Origin of the sequence: Agaribacterium sp. ZY112, from assembly GCF_041346925.1 — a bacterium.
In the GTDB taxonomy this organism is placed as follows: domain Bacteria; phylum Pseudomonadota; class Gammaproteobacteria; order Pseudomonadales; family Cellvibrionaceae; genus Agaribacterium.
Window position 1 is genome coordinate 3,387,064 of sequence record NZ_CP166840.1, and the last position, 18,368, is coordinate 3,405,431.

Annotated in this window: 17 protein-coding genes and 1 tRNA gene; 5 read left to right on the forward strand and 13 right to left on the reverse strand. The window is 43.6% G+C overall.

Annotation, left to right across the window (positions count from 1 at the left end; genetic code table 11):
- Window positions 1-12: 12 nt before the first annotated feature.
- The 12 genes from flgK to AB1S55_RS14755 form a co-directional block, all read right to left on the reverse strand.
- Entirely contained in the window at window positions 13-2,766 is a 2,754-nt protein-coding gene (flgK, locus tag AB1S55_RS14700) for a flagellar hook-associated protein FlgK (RefSeq protein WP_370978936.1), read from the reverse strand.
- The gene (gene flgJ, locus AB1S55_RS14705) at window positions 2,763-3,830 is read right to left on the reverse strand and encodes a flagellar assembly peptidoglycan hydrolase FlgJ (protein WP_370978937.1); all 1,068 of its coding nucleotides are present in this window, start codon (window positions 3,828-3,830) and stop codon (window positions 2,763-2,765) included. The genes flgK and flgJ overlap by 4 nt, the downstream gene beginning before the upstream one ends.
- Window positions 3,830-4,936: a flagellar basal body P-ring protein FlgI gene (locus AB1S55_RS14710; RefSeq protein WP_370978938.1), complete on the reverse strand. Its 1,107-nt coding sequence runs from the start codon at window positions 4,934-4,936 to the stop codon at window positions 3,830-3,832. The genes flgJ and AB1S55_RS14710 overlap by 1 nt, the downstream gene beginning before the upstream one ends.
- Window positions 4,936-5,640 carry a flagellar basal body L-ring protein FlgH gene (gene flgH / locus AB1S55_RS14715; protein WP_370978939.1) on the reverse strand — a complete coding sequence of 235 codons (705 nt, stop codon included), beginning with the start codon at window positions 5,638-5,640 and terminating at the stop codon, window positions 4,936-4,938. Before flgH ends, AB1S55_RS14710 begins: the two co-directional genes overlap by 1 nt.
- Before the next feature lie 8 nt (window positions 5,641-5,648).
- Window positions 5,649-6,434: a flagellar basal-body rod protein FlgG gene (gene flgG, locus AB1S55_RS14720; RefSeq protein ID WP_370978940.1), complete on the reverse strand. Its 786-nt coding sequence runs from the start codon at window positions 6,432-6,434 to the stop codon at window positions 5,649-5,651.
- Window positions 6,435-6,510: 76 nt separating this feature from the next.
- The gene (locus tag AB1S55_RS14725) at window positions 6,511-7,257 is read right to left on the reverse strand and encodes a flagellar basal body rod protein FlgF (protein ID WP_370978941.1); all 747 of its coding nucleotides are present in this window, start codon (window positions 7,255-7,257) and stop codon (window positions 6,511-6,513) included.
- Window positions 7,258-7,365: 108 nt separating this feature from the next.
- On the reverse strand, window positions 7,366-9,351 hold the full coding sequence (locus AB1S55_RS14730) for a flagellar hook protein FlgE (RefSeq protein WP_370978942.1): 1,986 nt from the start codon (window positions 9,349-9,351) through the stop codon (window positions 7,366-7,368).
- 8 nt (window positions 9,352-9,359) lie between these two features.
- A complete protein-coding gene (locus tag AB1S55_RS14735) occupies window positions 9,360-10,073 on the reverse strand; it encodes a flagellar hook assembly protein FlgD (protein ID WP_370978943.1) in 714 nt (237 codons plus the stop codon).
- Window positions 10,074-10,081: 8 nt separating this feature from the next.
- Entirely contained in the window at window positions 10,082-10,513 is a 432-nt protein-coding gene (flgC, locus tag AB1S55_RS14740; protein ID WP_370978944.1) for a flagellar basal body rod protein FlgC, read from the reverse strand.
- A 1-nt stretch (window position 10,514) separates the two neighbouring features.
- A complete protein-coding gene (flgB, locus tag AB1S55_RS14745; RefSeq protein WP_370978945.1) occupies window positions 10,515-10,916 on the reverse strand; it encodes a flagellar basal body rod protein FlgB in 402 nt (133 codons plus the stop codon).
- 186 nt (window positions 10,917-11,102) lie between these two features.
- Window positions 11,103-11,930 (reverse strand): protein-glutamate O-methyltransferase CheR, encoded by an 828-nt coding sequence (locus tag AB1S55_RS14750; protein ID WP_370978946.1) that lies wholly within the window; start codon window positions 11,928-11,930, stop codon window positions 11,103-11,105.
- Between the two features lie 22 nt (window positions 11,931-11,952).
- Window positions 11,953-12,885, reverse strand: a complete 933-nt coding sequence (locus AB1S55_RS14755) for a chemotaxis protein CheV (protein ID WP_370978947.1) — start codon at window positions 12,883-12,885, stop codon at window positions 11,953-11,955.
- A gap of 170 nt (window positions 12,886-13,055) precedes the next feature.
- On the opposite strand from AB1S55_RS14755, the gene flgA reads away from it, so the two are divergent.
- The 5 genes from flgA (at window position 13,056) to AB1S55_RS14780 (ending at window position 15,707) form a co-directional block, all read left to right on the forward strand.
- Window positions 13,056-13,763 carry a flagellar basal body P-ring formation chaperone FlgA gene (flgA, locus tag AB1S55_RS14760; protein ID WP_370978948.1) on the forward strand — a complete coding sequence of 236 codons (708 nt, stop codon included), beginning with the start codon at window positions 13,056-13,058 and terminating at the stop codon, window positions 13,761-13,763.
- Between the two features lie 132 nt (window positions 13,764-13,895).
- Complete coding sequence (gene flgM / locus AB1S55_RS14765; protein ID WP_370978949.1) at window positions 13,896-14,207, forward strand: flagellar biosynthesis anti-sigma factor FlgM; 312 nt, start codon at window positions 13,896-13,898, stop codon at window positions 14,205-14,207.
- A 92-nt stretch (window positions 14,208-14,299) separates the two neighbouring features.
- Complete coding sequence (locus tag AB1S55_RS14770) at window positions 14,300-14,779, forward strand: flagella synthesis protein FlgN (RefSeq protein WP_370978950.1); 480 nt, start codon at window positions 14,300-14,302, stop codon at window positions 14,777-14,779.
- Between the two features lie 82 nt (window positions 14,780-14,861).
- Window positions 14,862-14,937 (forward strand) — tRNA-Arg (locus AB1S55_RS14775).
- Window positions 14,938-14,999: 62 nt separating this feature from the next.
- Window positions 15,000-15,707 (forward strand): 16S rRNA (uracil(1498)-N(3))-methyltransferase, encoded by a 708-nt coding sequence (locus tag AB1S55_RS14780; RefSeq protein ID WP_370978951.1) that lies wholly within the window; start codon window positions 15,000-15,002, stop codon window positions 15,705-15,707.
- A gap of 14 nt (window positions 15,708-15,721) precedes the next feature.
- Here AB1S55_RS14780 and AB1S55_RS14785 read toward each other — a convergent pair whose 3' ends face one another.
- Complete coding sequence (locus tag AB1S55_RS14785) at window positions 15,722-18,160, reverse strand: putative bifunctional diguanylate cyclase/phosphodiesterase (protein ID WP_370978952.1); 2,439 nt, start codon at window positions 18,158-18,160, stop codon at window positions 15,722-15,724.
- Window positions 18,161-18,368 lie beyond the last annotated feature (208 nt).

Genomic DNA, 18,368 nt, shown 5'->3' on the forward strand with positions numbered 1-18,368 from the left:
AATCAATTTCCGTTAAAAGGAACCTATAAGAGTATTAAACAATTCCCGTGCCACGCTGATCACTTGTGCATTTGCCGCATACATTTGCTCGAAACGAATAAGATCGGCGGCCTCTTCATCAAGGTTAACACCTGAAGTGCTGTCTCGTAGCTTCTGGCTTTGCTCTAAGACCTGCTCCGCAGCGTCACGGTTAATACTTGCTGAAGAGGTCTCAATGCCAATGTGCTCAACCAAAGACGCGTAGGCTTCGGAATAACTAGATAAGCCATTACCCACTGTTTTGCTCGATTCTAGTTCAACTAAGCTAATAACATTTCGATTGTCCGAGGCCGCGTCCTGGTTAAAATCTAACTGAAAAGTATCATTGGCAGAGGGCACACCTCGAAGAAAAGCTTGAATACCTAAATACGTTGATTGTGCAAAATTAGCAGCTGTTGAGTCGCCAAACAATAAGCTTGTCGCAGGTGTCGTTGATGCACTAATGCCATCGGCGATTAATAATTCAAGTGTTCCACCTACAGCAACGCTCTCTGTTGTACCGGCCCCTTGCCCACTTAATGCAACCACAGGATTTGTACCATCGCTCACATTTACAGTATCTGGGCCAGTGTTATCCGCCTCTAAGCTAATTTGAATATCATCACCGTGAGCGGCATAAATTCGCAGTTGTTCGCCAGGAAGAGCGGCATCAAAAGCCGATTTAGCATAGAAACCTAGCGCCTGAAGCGTCGAGTTTTCATTAATTTGATTCGCTAAATACTCATTAAAACCCAGTTCATCTGTCGCAGGATCAGGGACATTAGTGGCAATAGCTGCCCCCTCGTAGGCGATTAAAGCTTCACCGTTAAGGGTGATCTGCAGGGGCACTGTCAAACTTAGGCTTGAAATGCCACTTAGCTCAGCATAACTACTCGCATTAACACTAACTCCATCAATATTACTGAGTTGGCTCGCAATCGTACGCGCAGAATCATTGGCATTTGTAGTAATGCTATCAACAACTGGAGGGCTAGCAGGCGTTTCTCCAGGACGCGTAAAAGTAATGGTTTCACTCGGGTAACCATTGATTAAAGGAGCTGGGCTAACTATTGCTGTACTACCGGCTGGTAAACCAATGTTTGAACCGTTCATCAGTACTTGTGTTTCACCCGGGTCGTTACTAAATAAATAATTATCTGTACCTGGGATATAATCCTGAAACGCCATTGGTGGACTCAGTTGCTGAGGGTTGGCAGGATCACTATTATCTAGCACCTCATACATGGTATCTGAAATAAAATTTACTAAGAGGGGCGGAGACATCTGACCGGTATTCGCAAAAAGAGGCAGAGCATTGCCATTTACATCGGTTAAAGACAGCACTTCTCCAGGGCTGATACTAGCCGTACCAAGATTTCCCAAAGAGGCGTCCGTCACTAAAGGCAAAGCAAAGGCTAATTCATCCGGGCTAACTAATACCGACTCAAAATCACGAGCCCCATTTCTAACAGGCTGAACTAAAAACGAATCACCACCTTGAAAAGAGCCACTTTCAAAATACAACTCCATACCATCAAATTCAGCGCTAAACGGGTAAGATCCAGGCAGTAACTCTCGTACAAGCTCAGTGTTATCACTTAAACGAGTTACGGTATAAAGACCATCATTGACCATATCTACTCGATAATCACTGGTTCCTAACTGTGCCGCCTCCCGAATATAAAGGCTCATAACGCGATCATTTGGTTGCGCATTATCGCTGCTTGCAATAACCCGCTCTAATGTAGCGGTACGATCATTAACGTCTAGAAAAAAGTCACCACCAAAATTGCTATTTAAATCTAAACCAAGGTGGTGCATATCGTTATAGGTATCCGCCAGAGTTATAGCCACTCGCCCTACTTGATTATACGTGTCGGCGAGTGCGTCATCCCTAAAGCGAAACAAGCCCCCTATTTCAGCTCCTAAGGCGATTGTGGGAAGCGCTCGTAAAGCCGCATCACCGTCGAATACAAGCTCTAATTCGGCTGGGTTATCCGCACTTTGAACCGCTGTGATTTGCCTCGCCTCTGTGCCAACAACAAGGTTTTGTCCACTAGCGATAAGTACATTAACTTCGCCAAAACCTTGATCATAGGTTTGAAAGCTTACATATTTTGCCAACTCTTTAAGTGCTTGATCACGCTGATCAAGAAGATCATTAGGCTCCCCATTACCAGTACCATAGGCATCGGCTATCTTTTTATTTAACTCGGCTATGTTGCCAGATAGCGCATTGACTTCAGCAACAGCGGTTTCCAACGCAGTATTAATGCCTTCATTAATCGAAACTAAGCGAGAGTGAACGGTATTAAATCGATCGGCAAGATTAACGGACTCACTAATAATTAATTGACGAGCAGGTATAGAAGTCGGGTCATCCGCGCCGTTCTGCATAGAAGCAAAAAAGCTTTCAAATGCACCTGATAGCCCCGTGTTAGCATCGGATAATAAGGAGTCGAGTTGAGATATTTCACTGTGAAAAACCTCAAGCTCATGTGCCAAGGTTGTATCAACTCGAAGTTGCTGAACTAAAAACTCATTAACTTGTCGCTCTACTGAAGCAACGATTGCCCCATTGCCAACATAAAAACCACCATCAGGAGACGCTGGCATGGTTTCCGATGAAACCTTCTGGCGGCTATAACCATCAACACCGGCATTAGCAATATTATGACCGGTGGTGTTAAGTGCGGTCTGGCTAACACGCAAGCCTGTGACCGCAACTCCTAATAATCCCCCGCTCATAATCCACCACCTCTACTACGCCTTTGGCCGCTCTCGTCTAGCCCTAATTGACTAGGAAGGCCTGAGATCGAAACATCTGAAACGGCACTGCGTAGGGATTTAATTCGATCGTAAACTGACAGGACTTTGCTGCTGTAATGAGGGTCTGTAGCATAGCCGGCATTGTGAAGCTCTTTTATATAATCTCGGGCATTATCAGTGAGGGCCACCGCTTTTTGATAACGGGGGCTTTCGGTAATCAGTCGTTGATAATCTTCAAATGACTGTGACGCAGAAGAATAAGATCGAAATGGCTCGTTGATCTTTTTACTAACGCCGCCAAAAAACTCGAGAGTGGCTTTAGATACCGAGTCACCAGACCAGTGTTTATCAGCTTTAATATTAAATAGGTTATGAGTACTTTGACCTTCAAGCCCTCTTATTATTTTCTCCCCCCAACCGGTCTCTAAAGCCGCTTGGGCTAGTAGCATATCGACATCTAAACCTAGTTTCTCTGCCGTATTGCGAGCAAGCTGTTCAAACTTAGAAATGAAACTAAGCTCTGGGCTTTGACTCTTATGTTCAGAGCCCGTATCTAATAAAACGGTATCTAAACTGCGCTTCTGTTCAAATTGCAAGTCCTTGCTAATAGCGGACTCTGTAGACTCTAAGCTAGGGCCAGTATTGAAAGTGATAGCGTTTGAAAAGTTTTTATTTCTATCCCCAAGGGGATCCAAGTTAAGAGCTTTATTAGAAGACTGGGGTGATAATTGGCGATATAACGCATCGGCAATACCAATACCTCGTCCCGATGAAAGACTTAACGAAAGCTGTTGATCATACATGTCTCGATAAAATCGACTTTCATTGCTATCAAACATAGAGCCTTCAGCAAAGACATCATTAGCTTGACGCATCGACTTCATCAGCATAGAAACAAATAACGATTCAAATTGTTTAGCAACTTTTTTTAATGCTTCTTCTTTATCTGCATCATGTTTCAACTGCTGTAAACCGCTCAGATCTGTATAAACATCGTTGACAGCTAAGGCCGCGCTGCTATGTCCTAAAGTATTATTTGACATTAGATCACCACAATTTCGGCCTTAAGAGCGCCAGCTTGTTTTAAGGCCTCAAGAATAGCCATAAGATCACCAGGTGCAGCTCCTACTTCATTAACTGCACGAACAATGTCATCTAAGCTCGGCCCCGGAGCAAAATTAAACATTTGCCCTGTTTCTTCTTCAATCGATACATCGCTTTCAGGAACCACCACTGTTTCACCATCTGCAAAAGCATTTGGCTGGCTCACACTGCTCGTTTCACTGACGGTCACGGTTAATGAGCCGTGGGTAACTGCAACAGCCGACACCCTTACATGCTTGCCAACCACAATGGTACCGGTTCTTGAATTAATAATAATTTTGGCTGAAGCTTCAGCCGGTGTGACTTCAACATTTTCAAGTAAGGATAAATAATCAACTCTGTGCGCAGGGTTTTGTGGTGCTTGCACAGAAATACTCGCAGCATCTTGTGGTAAAGCCACATTAGGGCCAAGTAACTGATTAATACTATCCGCAACACGTTTAGCTGTTGTGAAATCTGGATTACGTAAATTAAATACTATCTGACTATCACCACCAAATTGCGTAGGAACTGAACGTTCTACAATTGCACCATCGGGAATCCGCCCAACACTAGGCACGTTTACCGTAATTTTTGACCCATCTTTACCTTCAGCACCAAAACCACCAACAATTAAATTACCTTGAGCAATTGCGTAAACCTTGCCATCAACACCTTTAAGTGGCGACATTAGCAAAGTCCCTCCTCTCAAGCTTTTAGCGTTAGCAATAGAAGATGCTGTAACATCGATTTTATGACCCGGTTTAGCAAAAGGCGGAAGCTCAGCATGTAAAGCGACCGCAGCCACATTTTTAAGCTGAAAATTAGAACCTGGAGGCAAAGTAATGCCTAACTGACTTAACATTGCACTAAAACTTTGGGTTGTAAAAGGGGTTTGGTTCGTTTTATCGCCCGTTCCATCCAAGCCAACAATCAAGCCATAACCAACCAGTTGATTACTTCTAACACCCGCTATTGAGGCAATGTCTTTTAAACGCTCAGCTTGTAACTCATTGCCAAGAAAACAGAAAAAGAAACAAAGGAAAAAGACAATTACACGACTCATCAGAAAGGCCAAATTGGACTATTAAAGAAGCGACTCATCCAACCCATTTGTTGTGAATCAGCAAACTCTCCCGTACCTGCATACTGAAGTCTAGCGTTCGCCAACTTGGTAGAAACGACTGTATTTGAAGGGCTAATATCTTCAGGCCTAACAAGACCACTTATACGAATAAACTCATCACCTCGATTTAAGGTAATCCACTTTTCACCACGAACAACCAATGTCCCGTTAGGGTAAACATCAACAACCGTCACACTGATATTTCCGTTTAAGGAGTTACTTTGATCAGCATCACTTTCACCAACAAAGCTGCGCTCTAAGCCCATGTCGGTTGTTAAACTTACGTTACCTGCACCAGGAGTCATGCCTAAAATAGTTCCGCCACCAGGTGCTGTTGTTGTAAACTCGCTATCTTTAGCGATATCTATATTCGCTGATTTACTTGAGCGAGTACTTTCCCTCAATACAACGGTTATAATATCGCCAACGCGCTTAGCCTTTTGGTCACCAAATAAATCAATGGCGACATTTTCTCGGTAAAGCGAACCATTGTTAGCTGAATCAGGGATATCTGATGGCCTTAGAACAGGAGCGTAATAAGGATCATCGGGTTTGGGGGGCGCTTGTATCACACAGCCTGATATTGCTACAAAGCTTAGTGCAGACAAAAAGATATTTAAGCACGTTGTGAAGCTGCATTTCATAGCATCACCTATAGATTCTGAGTCACAAATTGCAACATCTGATCCGCTGTGCTCACCACCTTAGAATTCATTTCATAGGCTCGTTGTGTGGTAATCATGTTTACCATTTCTTCAACAATATCGACATTGGAATTCTCAAGCATGCCCTGCTTAATTTGACCTAAGCCGTCTTCACCTGGAGTTCCAACAATAGGATCACCACTTGCTGCAGTTTCAACAAATAAGTTACTACCAATCGCTTGTAAACCAGCAGGATTAATAAAATCAGCTGTTTGAATATTACCGAGTACCTGAGGATCTGGCGTGCCGGGGATAAATGCCGAAACAATACCATCAGTGCCAACAGTTAAACGTTCAGCATCTTCAGGCAAGGTTAAATTGGGTTCTAGCAATAAACCGTTAGCGGTTACAACTTCACCATCTCCATTTAAATGTAACTGCCCAGCTCTGGTATAAGCTATCGTGCCATCTGTTTGCTGGATCTGGAAAAAACCTCGCCCATCAACGGCCATATCTAAAGGCTGGTCTGTAATCTGTAAACTGCCGTAATTAAATTGTTTTTGCGTACCGGCAACACGGACTCCTGTGCCAAGTTGCAGACCAGAAGGAACTTGAGAGTCTTCATTAGCTTGCGCACCTGGCTGTCTGTTGATTTGATAAAGTAAATCTTCAAATACAACTCGATCACGCTTAAAGCCGACAGTAGATGCATTGGCCAAATTATTTGCAATGGTTGTTAATTGCATATCTTGCGCTGCAAGGCCTGTTTTACTTACGTATAAGGCTGAATGCATTGTAATTCTCCTACTCGACTACGAAAGTCTTTACGTCATTAACTATTAAATCACTATAAAAACGAGCTTAATTCATCTAAGACATTTGCAACATACGCGCCGATGTCTCTGAATTCTCTTTAACGGTTTGCATGAGTTTTACCTGCATCTCATACTGGCGAGATAGATTCAAAACCGAAACCAGCTCGTCAACCGCATTAACATTACTACCCTCAAGAAACCCTGAAACCACTCGTACAGCTGCGTCGGGCTCTAATTCTTGTTCTGGGTTTCTAGGGCGAAACAGACCATCTTCTTCTTTACGTATGCTCTCTAACTCAGGGTTAACCAGCAAAATACGGTCGACCTGAACCGTTTCATTTGCTCGAGCACCGGTGGGGACAATGGTTACTGTACCGTCAATACCTATGTCGATTTTTTCAAAAGGAGGGACAGAAATTGGACCGCCATTGCCTAGCACCGGCAAGTTGCTGCCGTTACGAAGTACACCAAGAGCGTCGATATGTAAGGAGCCTGCACGTGTTAAACCATCACGCCCATCTGGGCCTTGAACCCCAATAAAGCCATCTCCATCAACAGAGATATCTAAATCTCGACCTGTTTGAGTCATCGCACCATATTTAAAATTAGTGCCTTGGTTTTCTGTTAAAGCATAAGCGCGCGATGCATGACCATCACCGTAATAAACACCCATAGAACGAGCTTGAGAGAATTCGGACTTAAAGCCTACGGTATTTAAATTAGCTAAATTATTAGCCCTAGCTGTTTGCGCTAACATATTATGTTTAGCGCCGGTCATTGATATATAAAGTGCTTTATCCATCGCTAGTTTTCTGTCACTTAACTTATGTTAATTAGAAAACTGCAAAAGCGGTGCCAAATAAAGAAAAAGCGAGCAATGCTCGCTTAGAAGGCTGGCTTAATTGACGGATTAACGAAGGTTAATAATCGTTTGTGTAGTTTGATCCGCTGTTTCAATCGTTTTGGCACTGGCTTGGAAATTTCGTTGAGCGATAATAAGTTGAACTAATTGTTCAGATAAGTCCACATTACTGTTTTCTAATGCGCCGCTTTGAATGGCTCCTAACGATGAAGTACCGGGCTCATTAATAACAGGCTCTCCCGATTCAAATGTTTGCGCCCAAGAGGTATCACCTATCGGCTGCAGACCTTGTTGATTGGCAAAGTCAGCAAGCAACACCTGCCCTAGAGCGAGAGATTCGCCATTCGTAAATCGAGCAAAGATAACCCCTCCCTCATCAACGGTTAAACCACTTAATTGCCCTGCGGTAAAACCGTTTTGATACACAGAATTAACTGCAAACGGGGTGCCAAATTGCGTACTTCCATCAACACTAATTAAAAAATTAGAACTGATAGGCGGCTCAGGAATCGGCACCGTGCCGCCTACGTTCGGCCCAAGTGCCCCAGTAGATTCACCATTTTCATTTAGTGGCGTCCAGTTTGTGATTAAAAACTCTGAGGTTCTCAAATCATCTAACGAACCATTAGGATTGAAATAAATATCAAATGTGGCTCGCGTCGCAATGGTTGGATCGGCAGCCGTAGGGTCTGGGTTGCCAACATCACGACCATCAACAAGCACGTGCATTTCCCAGTGGTTTGGTGGAGCGGTGGCATCACTTGGATTAAAGGGCTGCTTAACAAAATATTGAGTCATAACATGCGGCACACCAAAACTGTCATAGATAGTGGTTGAGGTCGCTGAGTTATATGTGCCAGGGTCATCAGGGTCAAAAGAATTGACTTCAACTTGAGTAAATTCTGGGTTAGCAGGGTCAGTCATATCACCGAGTGCTTGAAAAATGCCCGTACCACTCGGTACTTCATTACCCACGATATAACCATCTTCTACAACGATATCAAGGCGACCACCGACATTTGCTGTTTGGTTTGCTCCGCCAACAACCAGTGGAATGTTAGCTCCAGCTGGCCCCGCCACGCCTAGAGTTGCAGCAGGGTCCCCGGCTATGTTGATTATTAAGTCTGTACCAACGGTTGAACTAAGTTCAAGGGTGCCAGCAACAGCATCATGCACGGCGGTAATACCCGGTAAAGCAGAATTACTTAAGCTATTAATGGTGGTTTCCAACTCGGCTAATGAAGCTACATCTAAGGCAACATTATTAATCGTCACCGTTGTTGAAGTGCCCGCCCCATTACTAAAACCAGATAGTGTTGCTGATGCGCTGGCTGTTGCTGTTAGACCAACAACCGAGTTCATTTCACCGGCAATGGTTGCTGCAGACGCATCTTGGTCGGATGTGTAAGTCACCACAGAGCCATCTGGGTTAGTAATATCTATACTCTGAGGAGAATAACCATTCAGCGCCCCCGCTTGGGCTACACCTATTTCTGCCCCAGTAGAGATGAAGTTATTACCACGACTGGGTAAAACATCTGCTGTCGCATCAAAATTCAATTGCTGGTCAACATCAGTTGTCTGCCGTGGGTCGATAATATCTTGGTTAATCTGTAAATCGCCCAAAACATTATTAATATTACCGGCTGTATCAGCACTGTAGCCCTGTAATCGTCCGCCATTATTAGCAACCACATAACCTTCGGCATCCATACCAAAGGCACCAGAGCGTGTATACGTACGCCCGCCATCCTCACTTAGGATAAAAAAGCCATTGCCGTTTACGGCTAAATCCAAAGCATTTTCGGTAAAAGCGATATTACCCTGGGTAAATTTTTGACTGATATCTTGAATTTCCACCCCTGCTCCGATGGCATTAGAACCCGCACCAAGCACAGAGGTTGCATAAACATCACCAAACTCAGCTCGGGATGACTTAAATCCAGTTGTCGAGGCATTGGCGATATTATTGCCGGTTATTTCAAGCTCACTTGATGCTGCACGGATACCACTTAAGGCTGTATCAAAAGGCATGGGGCCTCCTACTCATTAAACTGTTTAACATCAGCAAGGTTTACCGTTCCTATACCCGCTAGATTCAACGCTAAGCTGCCATCTTGGGCAACGGTTACGCTATTTACATTGGCACTTAAGGCTGTTTCAAGTGCGGTCTGTTGACCGTCATTCGTGGCACTAAGCTCAAAGCTATAAGTACCAGGCGGCTGTCCATTTTCTTTGCTACTTCGCCAATCAAGTAGCTTGCCATTTAGCTCCATCGACATGCCATCCCAACGCAGTAAGACCTCTCCTTCAGGCTGGGCACCTAAACTTAACTGCTCAACTAAGGAGCCGCTTTCGTTATAGATATTCAAACTCAAATCCCCAGTGCTGGCCGGTACATGACTACTCAAGCTGACAATTCCACCAGAGCTAAGCCCTGTTTGAGTAGCCGGAACCGTTACTGAGCGCCCGACCAAGCTAGAGGCCTGTAAGGCTTGGTTAGCAACAAAGTTACTACTGAAGCTATCAAACTGCTTGTTCAGTTTGTCCAGACTTTCAACTGAGCTAAATTGAGCAAGCTGAGCAATAAACTGTGTATTATCTTGAGGATCCAGTGGACTTTGATTCTCCATCTGGGTAATCATCAGCTCCAAAAAAGCACTTTGACCAAGCTCTTGGCTAGGCTCTGCTTGCTCTTTTTTCTTGTCAATATTTAGACCGGAAAGGACATTATCGACACTACTTATTTCACTCATAATGACTCCTACTGCCCCAAGGTAAGCACGCGCTGAACCATTTGTTTAGCTGAGTTCATCATTTCAACGTTAATCTGAAAAGCACGTGAAGCCGAGATCATATTGGTCATCTCCTCGACCACATTTACATTTGGGTAAAAGACGTAACCTTCTTCATCAGATAGAGGGTGATCTGGCTCATAACGTCGCTGTAAGGGAGCATCACTTTCTATAATCCCCGTTACTTCAACGCCCACACTTTGCCCCTGCGGCGAATTTATGCCGCCATTCATTTCATTCAGCATTTGAGTTTGAAATACAGGATGACGACCACGATAAACATCACCAGTACTTGAGCTCGCACTTTCAGCATTAGCAATATTTGAGGCTGTTGTATTCAGACGCACACTTTGCGCATTCATGCCAGAGCCAGCCACATCAAAAATATTTGTTAAACTCATATTATTCTCCGCGCAATGCTTTGCTTAAGCCCTTAAAAGAGCTGTTTAACAGGGTAAAACCAACCTGAAACTCAAGCGAGTTCCTCATAAATTCACCGTGCTCTACATGCTCTTCAACCGTGTTGCCATCAATGCTTTGCTGATGAGGTACGCGATACAGTTTCTCGTAAGCGCCAGCCTGTGTATCAGCTAAATTAATATGTCCTTGATGGCGTGTACTTAAGTGGCGGCTCACGCCACCGTCCATCTGAGCTTTTAGCTCCGCGGTAAAATCTATGTCTCGGGCTTTATAGTTAGGAGTATTAACATTGGCCAAGTTAGAAGACAGAACATCCGCACGATGTGCCCTTAGACGCATTGCGTGTTCTTTTACACCAAGTGCTGAATCAAAATTAATAGCCATCTTTATCTACCTAACCTTGCCGCTTTATAAATTACATATAGATAACAGCAAAGGGCGTGCCATCAAAAACAAGGGATATAATCAATTGATTTATATGAATATTTTAAAAGGCAGGATAAATAGAACAGAAAAACCGGAAAGTAGAGGAAAAGCCCTTCCGCTTCGAATTAGACAGGAACATTTAAATTATTTTGCTCGGTAAACCACACCAGGCTTACAGTGTACCATTTCAAACAAGTCACTAGCACCAGCAAGACTTTCTGAACTTCCAAGAAACAAATAGGCCCCTGGTTTTAGGGTGGCATGAATACGCTTTAAGATGTCTGTTTTAAGATCAGATGAAAAATAAATGAGTACATTACGACAAAACACGATATCAAATTTCCCTAAGCTCAAGAAGCTGTCTTGTAAATTAAGGGGCCTGAACCGTATTCTTTGCTTAATATCACTATTAATAGCCCATTGTTTATCATCAGTGGCTTTAAAATACTCACGTAAACGCTTATCAGACATGCCTCGACTAATAGACAGCTTGTCATACACTCCTTGCTTAGCTTGAGCCAGTATCTCGCTAGATAAGTCAGTAGCAACAACATCTAAACCTAATGCACTCACCCCTAAGGTCTCACGGATAAACTCATCCACAGTTATAGAGATAGAATAAGGTTCTTGCCCAGATGAGCAAGCCGCACTCCAAACCTTGATTGTACCAGGGCCTTTTTTTGCTTTTAGCTCGGGAAAAATTGTGCTTTTTAAATACTCAAATGGGTATATATCACGAAACCAAAAGGTTTCGTTTGTGGTCATAGCATCAATGACCCGTTGCCTTAATTCACGTTCACTTGATCTCTTTATACGTTGAGTGAGTTCCGATACGCTATCTAAACCATATTCAAGAAGGACTCGACGAATACGAGTTGTGACTAAATATTGTTTATTGTCACCAAGATCAATGCCCGCCACTTCTTTTAAAAAGGCTCTAAAATCAGCAAACTCTTCTGGATTTAAGCTCACGTATTAAGTTCCATACTTACTATTACATGCTTGTTAAGGCATCAACACGTTCATTAACGCGTCTAGCCAACTCGTCCGGATGGAATTTTGCTAAAAAGTCGTTTGCACCTACTTTTTTCACCATTGCCTCATTGAAGACACCACTTAGTGAGGTATGCAACACAACATGTAAATTAGCTAGTGCAGGATCACCTCGAACCTCTGCAGTAAAGGTGTAGCCATCCATTTCCGGCATTTCAATATCAGAAATAATCATTAGTAATTCATGATACGGGTCTTTACCTGAATCAATTAAATCTTTGAGATACTGAATAGCCTCGGCACCATTCTTAAGTGTTGTTGTTTTACAACCCAATGACTCCACTACTTTTTGCACCTGTTTACGAGCAATAGCCGAATCATCAACAATTAATACATGTTTTTGCACTGTTGCATCTTCTACAACATTTTCAATTATTTCAGCACTGACTTCTTCTGCAACTGGGCTCACCTCGGCTAGAATCTTTTCTACATCAATAATCTCAACGAGTTTATTTTCAACTTCAGTCACCGCTGTCAAATAGTTCTCTTTTCCTGAGCCCTTTGGTGGTGGATGAATATCCCCCCAGTTCATGTTGATTATTCGCTCAACACCTTTAACTAAAAAACCCTGAGTGCTTCGATTGTACTCAGTAATGATGACAAAACAGTTTTCTAGATTTTCTAATGGCCTACCACCTGTCGCATGACGTAGATCCATAATCGGGATCGTGCCGCCTCTAATATGAGCGACACCACGTACAACGGGGTTCCGCTTAGGTATTTCACTTAATTGAGGGCACTGAAGCACCTCTTTAACTTTAAATACATTAATACCATAGAGCTGATGACCACCTAAATTAAAGAGCAGCAGCTCTAGGCGGTTTTGCCCAACCAACTGAGTTCGCTGGTTAACGCTGTCTAGGACACTAGCCATTTAGACCTCTTTATTCCGCATTTATTGGCATATTTAAAAAATAAGCAAACCATCGGTACAGGCTTTGCTATATTTCTAACTAAGTCGACCCTTACTGCAAAACCGTTAGCATTTTGACACTTTAAAGGGTCTATTAGCCATCGAGATACCTACAGAATAGGTCAAGATCTATGAGACTACGTATTTTTTTATTACTTATGCTTAGCTCCATAAGTGTGGATACACTTGCTATCGAAGTTTCTGAATTAAGCGCTATGGTCCATGAGCGAGTCAAAGAGGCCTTAAGTGATCGTTTTACTGAGGAAGAACTGGAAAATGACGTTACGATCAAATTAAGTAACCTTCACTCTCAACTAAGAATCAAAAACTGTGAACGGGGCTTAAGTATTCAACTCCAAAAAAACCGAGTAAGCCATAGAAACTTAAGCGCCAAAGTACAATGCTTAAGCGGTAGTCGATGGAGTATGTATGTTCCCGTTAAAATTGACTATTACGTCGAAGCAGCCATCACATCAAGGGCCCTTAGCCGAAGTGAGCATCTAAGCCTTTCTGATATTCGCTTTGAAAGACGATTGATCAGTGAGGTGGGTCAGCACTATATAGACCAAGCAAACTTACTCAAAAACGTTGAGTTAAAGCGCAGTGTTGGTACAGGTCATATCCTCACACCAATGGATATTCGTGATGCCAAATTAGTCTATAAGGGCGAAATTGTCCGCTTACTTGCAAAATCGGGGGCATTGACCGTCAGCTCCGAAGGCATTGCTTTAGCCGATGCCGCTATGGGGCAACAATTACGAGTACGCAACTTAAGCTCAAATCGTGTAGTAGATGCCAGAATTAGTGCTCCTGGCGAAGCGCTGGTATCAAACTGGTAGAATATATTTGCTAAAGATCCTTATTTATCGGCCGAAGACTGTAGTAAGCAAACCAATTTGCACTCGATCACATGCACTGCTTTATGTGCTTTTATGTAGATAATCCCGGCCAAGCCGGTTGCTGAGATTATTATGGTTATTGACCCAAACAGTATCAACAACGCCTCAGGCGGCCCCAAAAGCCGCTCAAGTGGTGTACAACGCCAAGAAACTAACGCAAGCTCTTCGGCAGCCAGTTCGGCCCCGAAAGAAGCTAAAACAGCCAGTGACAGTGTCACCTTAAGCAATACAGCTCAGTCTATGAGCAAGTTAGAAATTGCTCTCGCTGAAGTCCCTGAGATAGACAATGCTAGGGTGGCTGAAATAAGGGAAGCCTTGCAGAACGGGCAATACAAAATAGATGCTGATGCGATTGCAAGTAAAATGCTCGAGCAAGGTATGTAAGTGGCTTAATAACAATGCGGCACGTTTTTCGCTTATTTTAAGCTAAGCCAGTTATCTGCGCTAAACGGTTCAATTGTTTGACGGGAAACCTTATGTCACAAGCTTTAAACGCCCAGTATCTAAGCCAGCGCTTCACAAGTGATAGTGCGTGCTGTGAGCAATTACTCGACTTACTTTACAAAGAACAGCATGCCTTAAAAGAAAGGGATGCAGATACTATAGATCAGATCCTAAAACAAAAAGCCCCTCTACTCGAACAACTTGAAAACAGCGCAAAAGAGCAGCAGCATATAGCCAAAGCCTTGTCAGCAGATCTGCGCTCAGAAAACTGGCTGGAACAACTCAATATCGATGGTGCTCCACAGCTAAAAGAGCAGTGGCAGAGCGTGAAAGACCTGTATCAAAAAGTAAGAGCTCAAAACGAGATCAACGGTAAGCTGCTTTCTCGGCATCAAAAAACCGTTAGCCGCCTGCTTGATATTGTTAGGGGTAAGACCACCACACCCAACCTTTATACATCATCGGGTTACTCTTCATCACAAGCCAATAGCAACAACATTGGCGAAGCTTAAAAAAATCCATCCCCCCACTCCTATCACCTTAAGTCGCCTGTGATTGAATTTTAAAAATCACTGTGGCAAGGTAGCGCCCGCCGTCCCCGTCGATTAACAGGATAAATCCCGGGCCTCCTAAGCCCGTGCTCCAGGTTCGAGTCCTGGTGGGGACGCCATTTCATCAGCGCTCATCTCTTCAAATTAGTTATCAGACCGATCATCTTCACAACCATTACTTATGAACACATTAATACTCGAACAAGAAGCATTTATCTCTGAGTTTCAATGTCAATTAAGTGTCAGGCAGCTCCAGCACATTCAAAATGTATTAAAAAGTCACTTAGGTGATCAATTAACCGTTGCTAAATTGAACGGTGCCATGGGTACAGCGTGTCTTGCAGAAAAACAAGGCCAATTAATACTGACTGACATCCGCTTGGAAAGCGATGCACCTAGACAGCTCCCTCTTAGCTTGATCCTTGCTTTGCCTCGCCCACAAATGCTTAAACGCATATTGCAAACCGTTGCCTGCTTTGGCGTGCAGCATTTACATTTAATTCATAGTAACCGAGTCGAAAAAAGTTTTTGGCAAAGCCCAAGCGCGACTGACGAAGCCATAAAAGAGCAGCTAATACTGGGAGTAGAACAAGCAAAAGCCAGCCAGCTTCCCACAGTAAGTAAACATCGTCGCTTTAAAACGTTTATCGAAGATTATGCCCCTGAGATTATCAGAAACAAAAAAGCCACCGTTGCCCATCCCGGCCCTTATCCCTTGTTTGAAACCGAACGAGAAACACCCAAAATCATTGCTATAGGCCCTGAGGGCGGTTTTAGTGACTATGAAATTGAGCGTTTCGTAGAACAGGGGTTTGAAACAAGGCAGCTTGGTGAGCGAATTTTAAAGGTCGAAACAGCGGTAACGGCTTTATTAGGCCGTTGTCTTTAGTGCTTACTGAAATTTCACACCCAATCGACATGCTCTTTGCGAAGTAATTCCGAGAACTGCTCAGCAACCACTGGCCTACTGCATAAATAGCCTTGATAATAACGACAGGCGTATTGAGTCAAAAGGTTTAATTGTTCTTTGGTCTCAACCCCTTCAGCAACCACATCAAGATCTAGCATCTTACCCATTGCAGAAATGGTTTCGACCAATACACGATCATTTCTATCATCGCAAATATCACGAACAAAACTCTGATCAATTTTTAATACTGCCACAGGCAGTTTTTTCAAATAACTAATCGATGAGTAGCCAGTACCAAAATCATCGAGTGCAAACACAACCCCCAACTCCCTTAAAGTGGCCATTGTCTCAATAGTTACGTCCAAGTTATGAATCGCAATTCCCTCAGTAATTTCCATTTCAAGCAAACGAGCTGGAAAGTTTAAGCGTTTTAGCATTGCAGAAACATCGTCAACAAAGTTCACACTACGGAACTGCCTTGGGCTTATATTCACCCCCAAGCGCATATCGTCACTCCACAGGCCCGTTTCTCGCCAATGCAAGACTTGCTTCATGCTCCGCTCTAAGACCCATAAACCAACGTTGACTATCAGGCCAGAGTTTTCAAGCACGGGAATAAACTCTGCAGGGCTAATCATGCCTTTTTCGGGGTGCTGCCAGCGTAAAAGTGTTTCTGCTCCGACAATAGTACTTGTTTCAGTATCTACTCTAGGCTGGAAATGAAGGTCAAAAGCCCCTTCATCTAAGGCCTTATGCAGCTCCCCCTCCATCACAAGCACATCCCTAGCGTTTTCGGCCATGCGCTTATTAAAAAATTCTACGTCGTTTCTGCCTGCAGCCTTCACTTGATACATTGCCGTATCAGCATAACGAAGCAACTCATGTACACTGACATCTTCTTCTGGGAACATGACAATGCCAACACTGGCTGTGACATGCAGCTCCAGCTCTTTGTGGTAATAAGGTTGGGCGACAGAGGCGCGAAGACGATTTGCAGAGTCCTCCGCACAAAGTATGGCCGTCTTCATATTGCTTGAGAGTTCGGTCAACACCACAACGAATTCATCGCCACCTAAACGCACCACAATATCATTGTCACCAATACTTTCTTGTAGTTGAGCCGCAACATGCTTCAAGACAGCATCACCAGCAGGGTGACCTAGGGAATCATTAATATTTTTAAACTGGTCCAGATCGATAAATAACAAAGCGCCAAAGGTCCCTCGTCTAGAGGCTTTTTTAACCTCCTCTTCAAGGCGCTCAACCAAATAGCTGCGATTAGGCAAATCCGTAAGAGCGTCATGATAGGCCATATGCTCCATTAGCTCTTGAGTCACCTTCAGCTCGGTGATATCAGAACTAACTACCAAGGCTACGGTTTCATCATAAAATTCCATCGGCATGATATGCGTATGCATATGACGCTCTTTACCGTTGTGATCAAACCAAGTCTCTTCCCATATCTGCGCATTCACACCAGAATCAATAACTTCAGCATCTAAACGAATAACCTCATGCGCATCTGTGGCAAAAAACTCTTTAAAGTCTCCCACGTGAGCTCCGCGCATGGCCTCTGCTGAAGTATTTAAAAAGCTGGCTAAGGCCTTATTTGCAAAAATGTAATGCCCATCTCGGTTTCGCGCACCAACCCATACAGGTAAACTGTCGATAATTTGGCGAACGTGCTCTTCACTCTTACGCAACACCACTTCAACTGCACGGCGTTTACCCAGAGCAATATCAACCGAATCTAATAATGTGTTAGTGCTTGCTACAAGCTGGCTCAGCTCATCTTTGCGGCCAGATTTAGGGGGGCTCACCCGCTGTTCACCCGGACTACCAGGGTTAATCGCTTTGACTTCGCTTGCAATACGTATGAGGGGTTTGGTCAACAAATGGTAAAAAACAATAAAAAGCAATAGAACAAGAACAGAGCTTCGAATAAGACCAATACCAATAACAACAGCAGATAATTGGTAAAAACGGGCAAAAGCAGCGTCCATATCAACAACAAAGCTAATATGGCCATTGCTACTGTCATGACGGCTCACTGATAGTGCCGCCTCAAAGCTTACAAACTGCTCTTGAATAAGGTCTGTTAACCAGCGAGTACGAGAGCTAATTGCTTCACGCTTTTGTGAGGCAACCACACCACCAAGCTCATCTTTTAAGGCAACCTCCACAATAAAATCATATTGCATGAGCCCTGTGACCACCTCGTCAGCAAGCTCGCTATCTAAGGTATATACTGCGCGTTCAGCTGGGGGCGTAGCCACTTTAATGATGCGATTAATCATCGCTTCAGTTTGAATAAGCTGGCTTTTATAATCGATATAGATCTGTACGGCACTCATAACAATGCCGATCATCAGGGCCAGTATTACCCCAACTTTAGCGAGTCTAAACGATATGCCCTCAAAGTAGCCCTGCACTAAGCCGCATCCTTTTGTTTTTATTTAGGCGACATGCACAGACTAACATGTGCACAGCAGTATAAGTACGGCTCAATAGTACCAAACACCACCAGTAAGCTAGTAACAAACCAGTAAACTAGTAATAAATAAATACCGACTTACTTCTTCGCCCCACTTATGCAGTATAAGAGGCCTTAGTGTCTCAAGCTAATCGGATTTGACTATA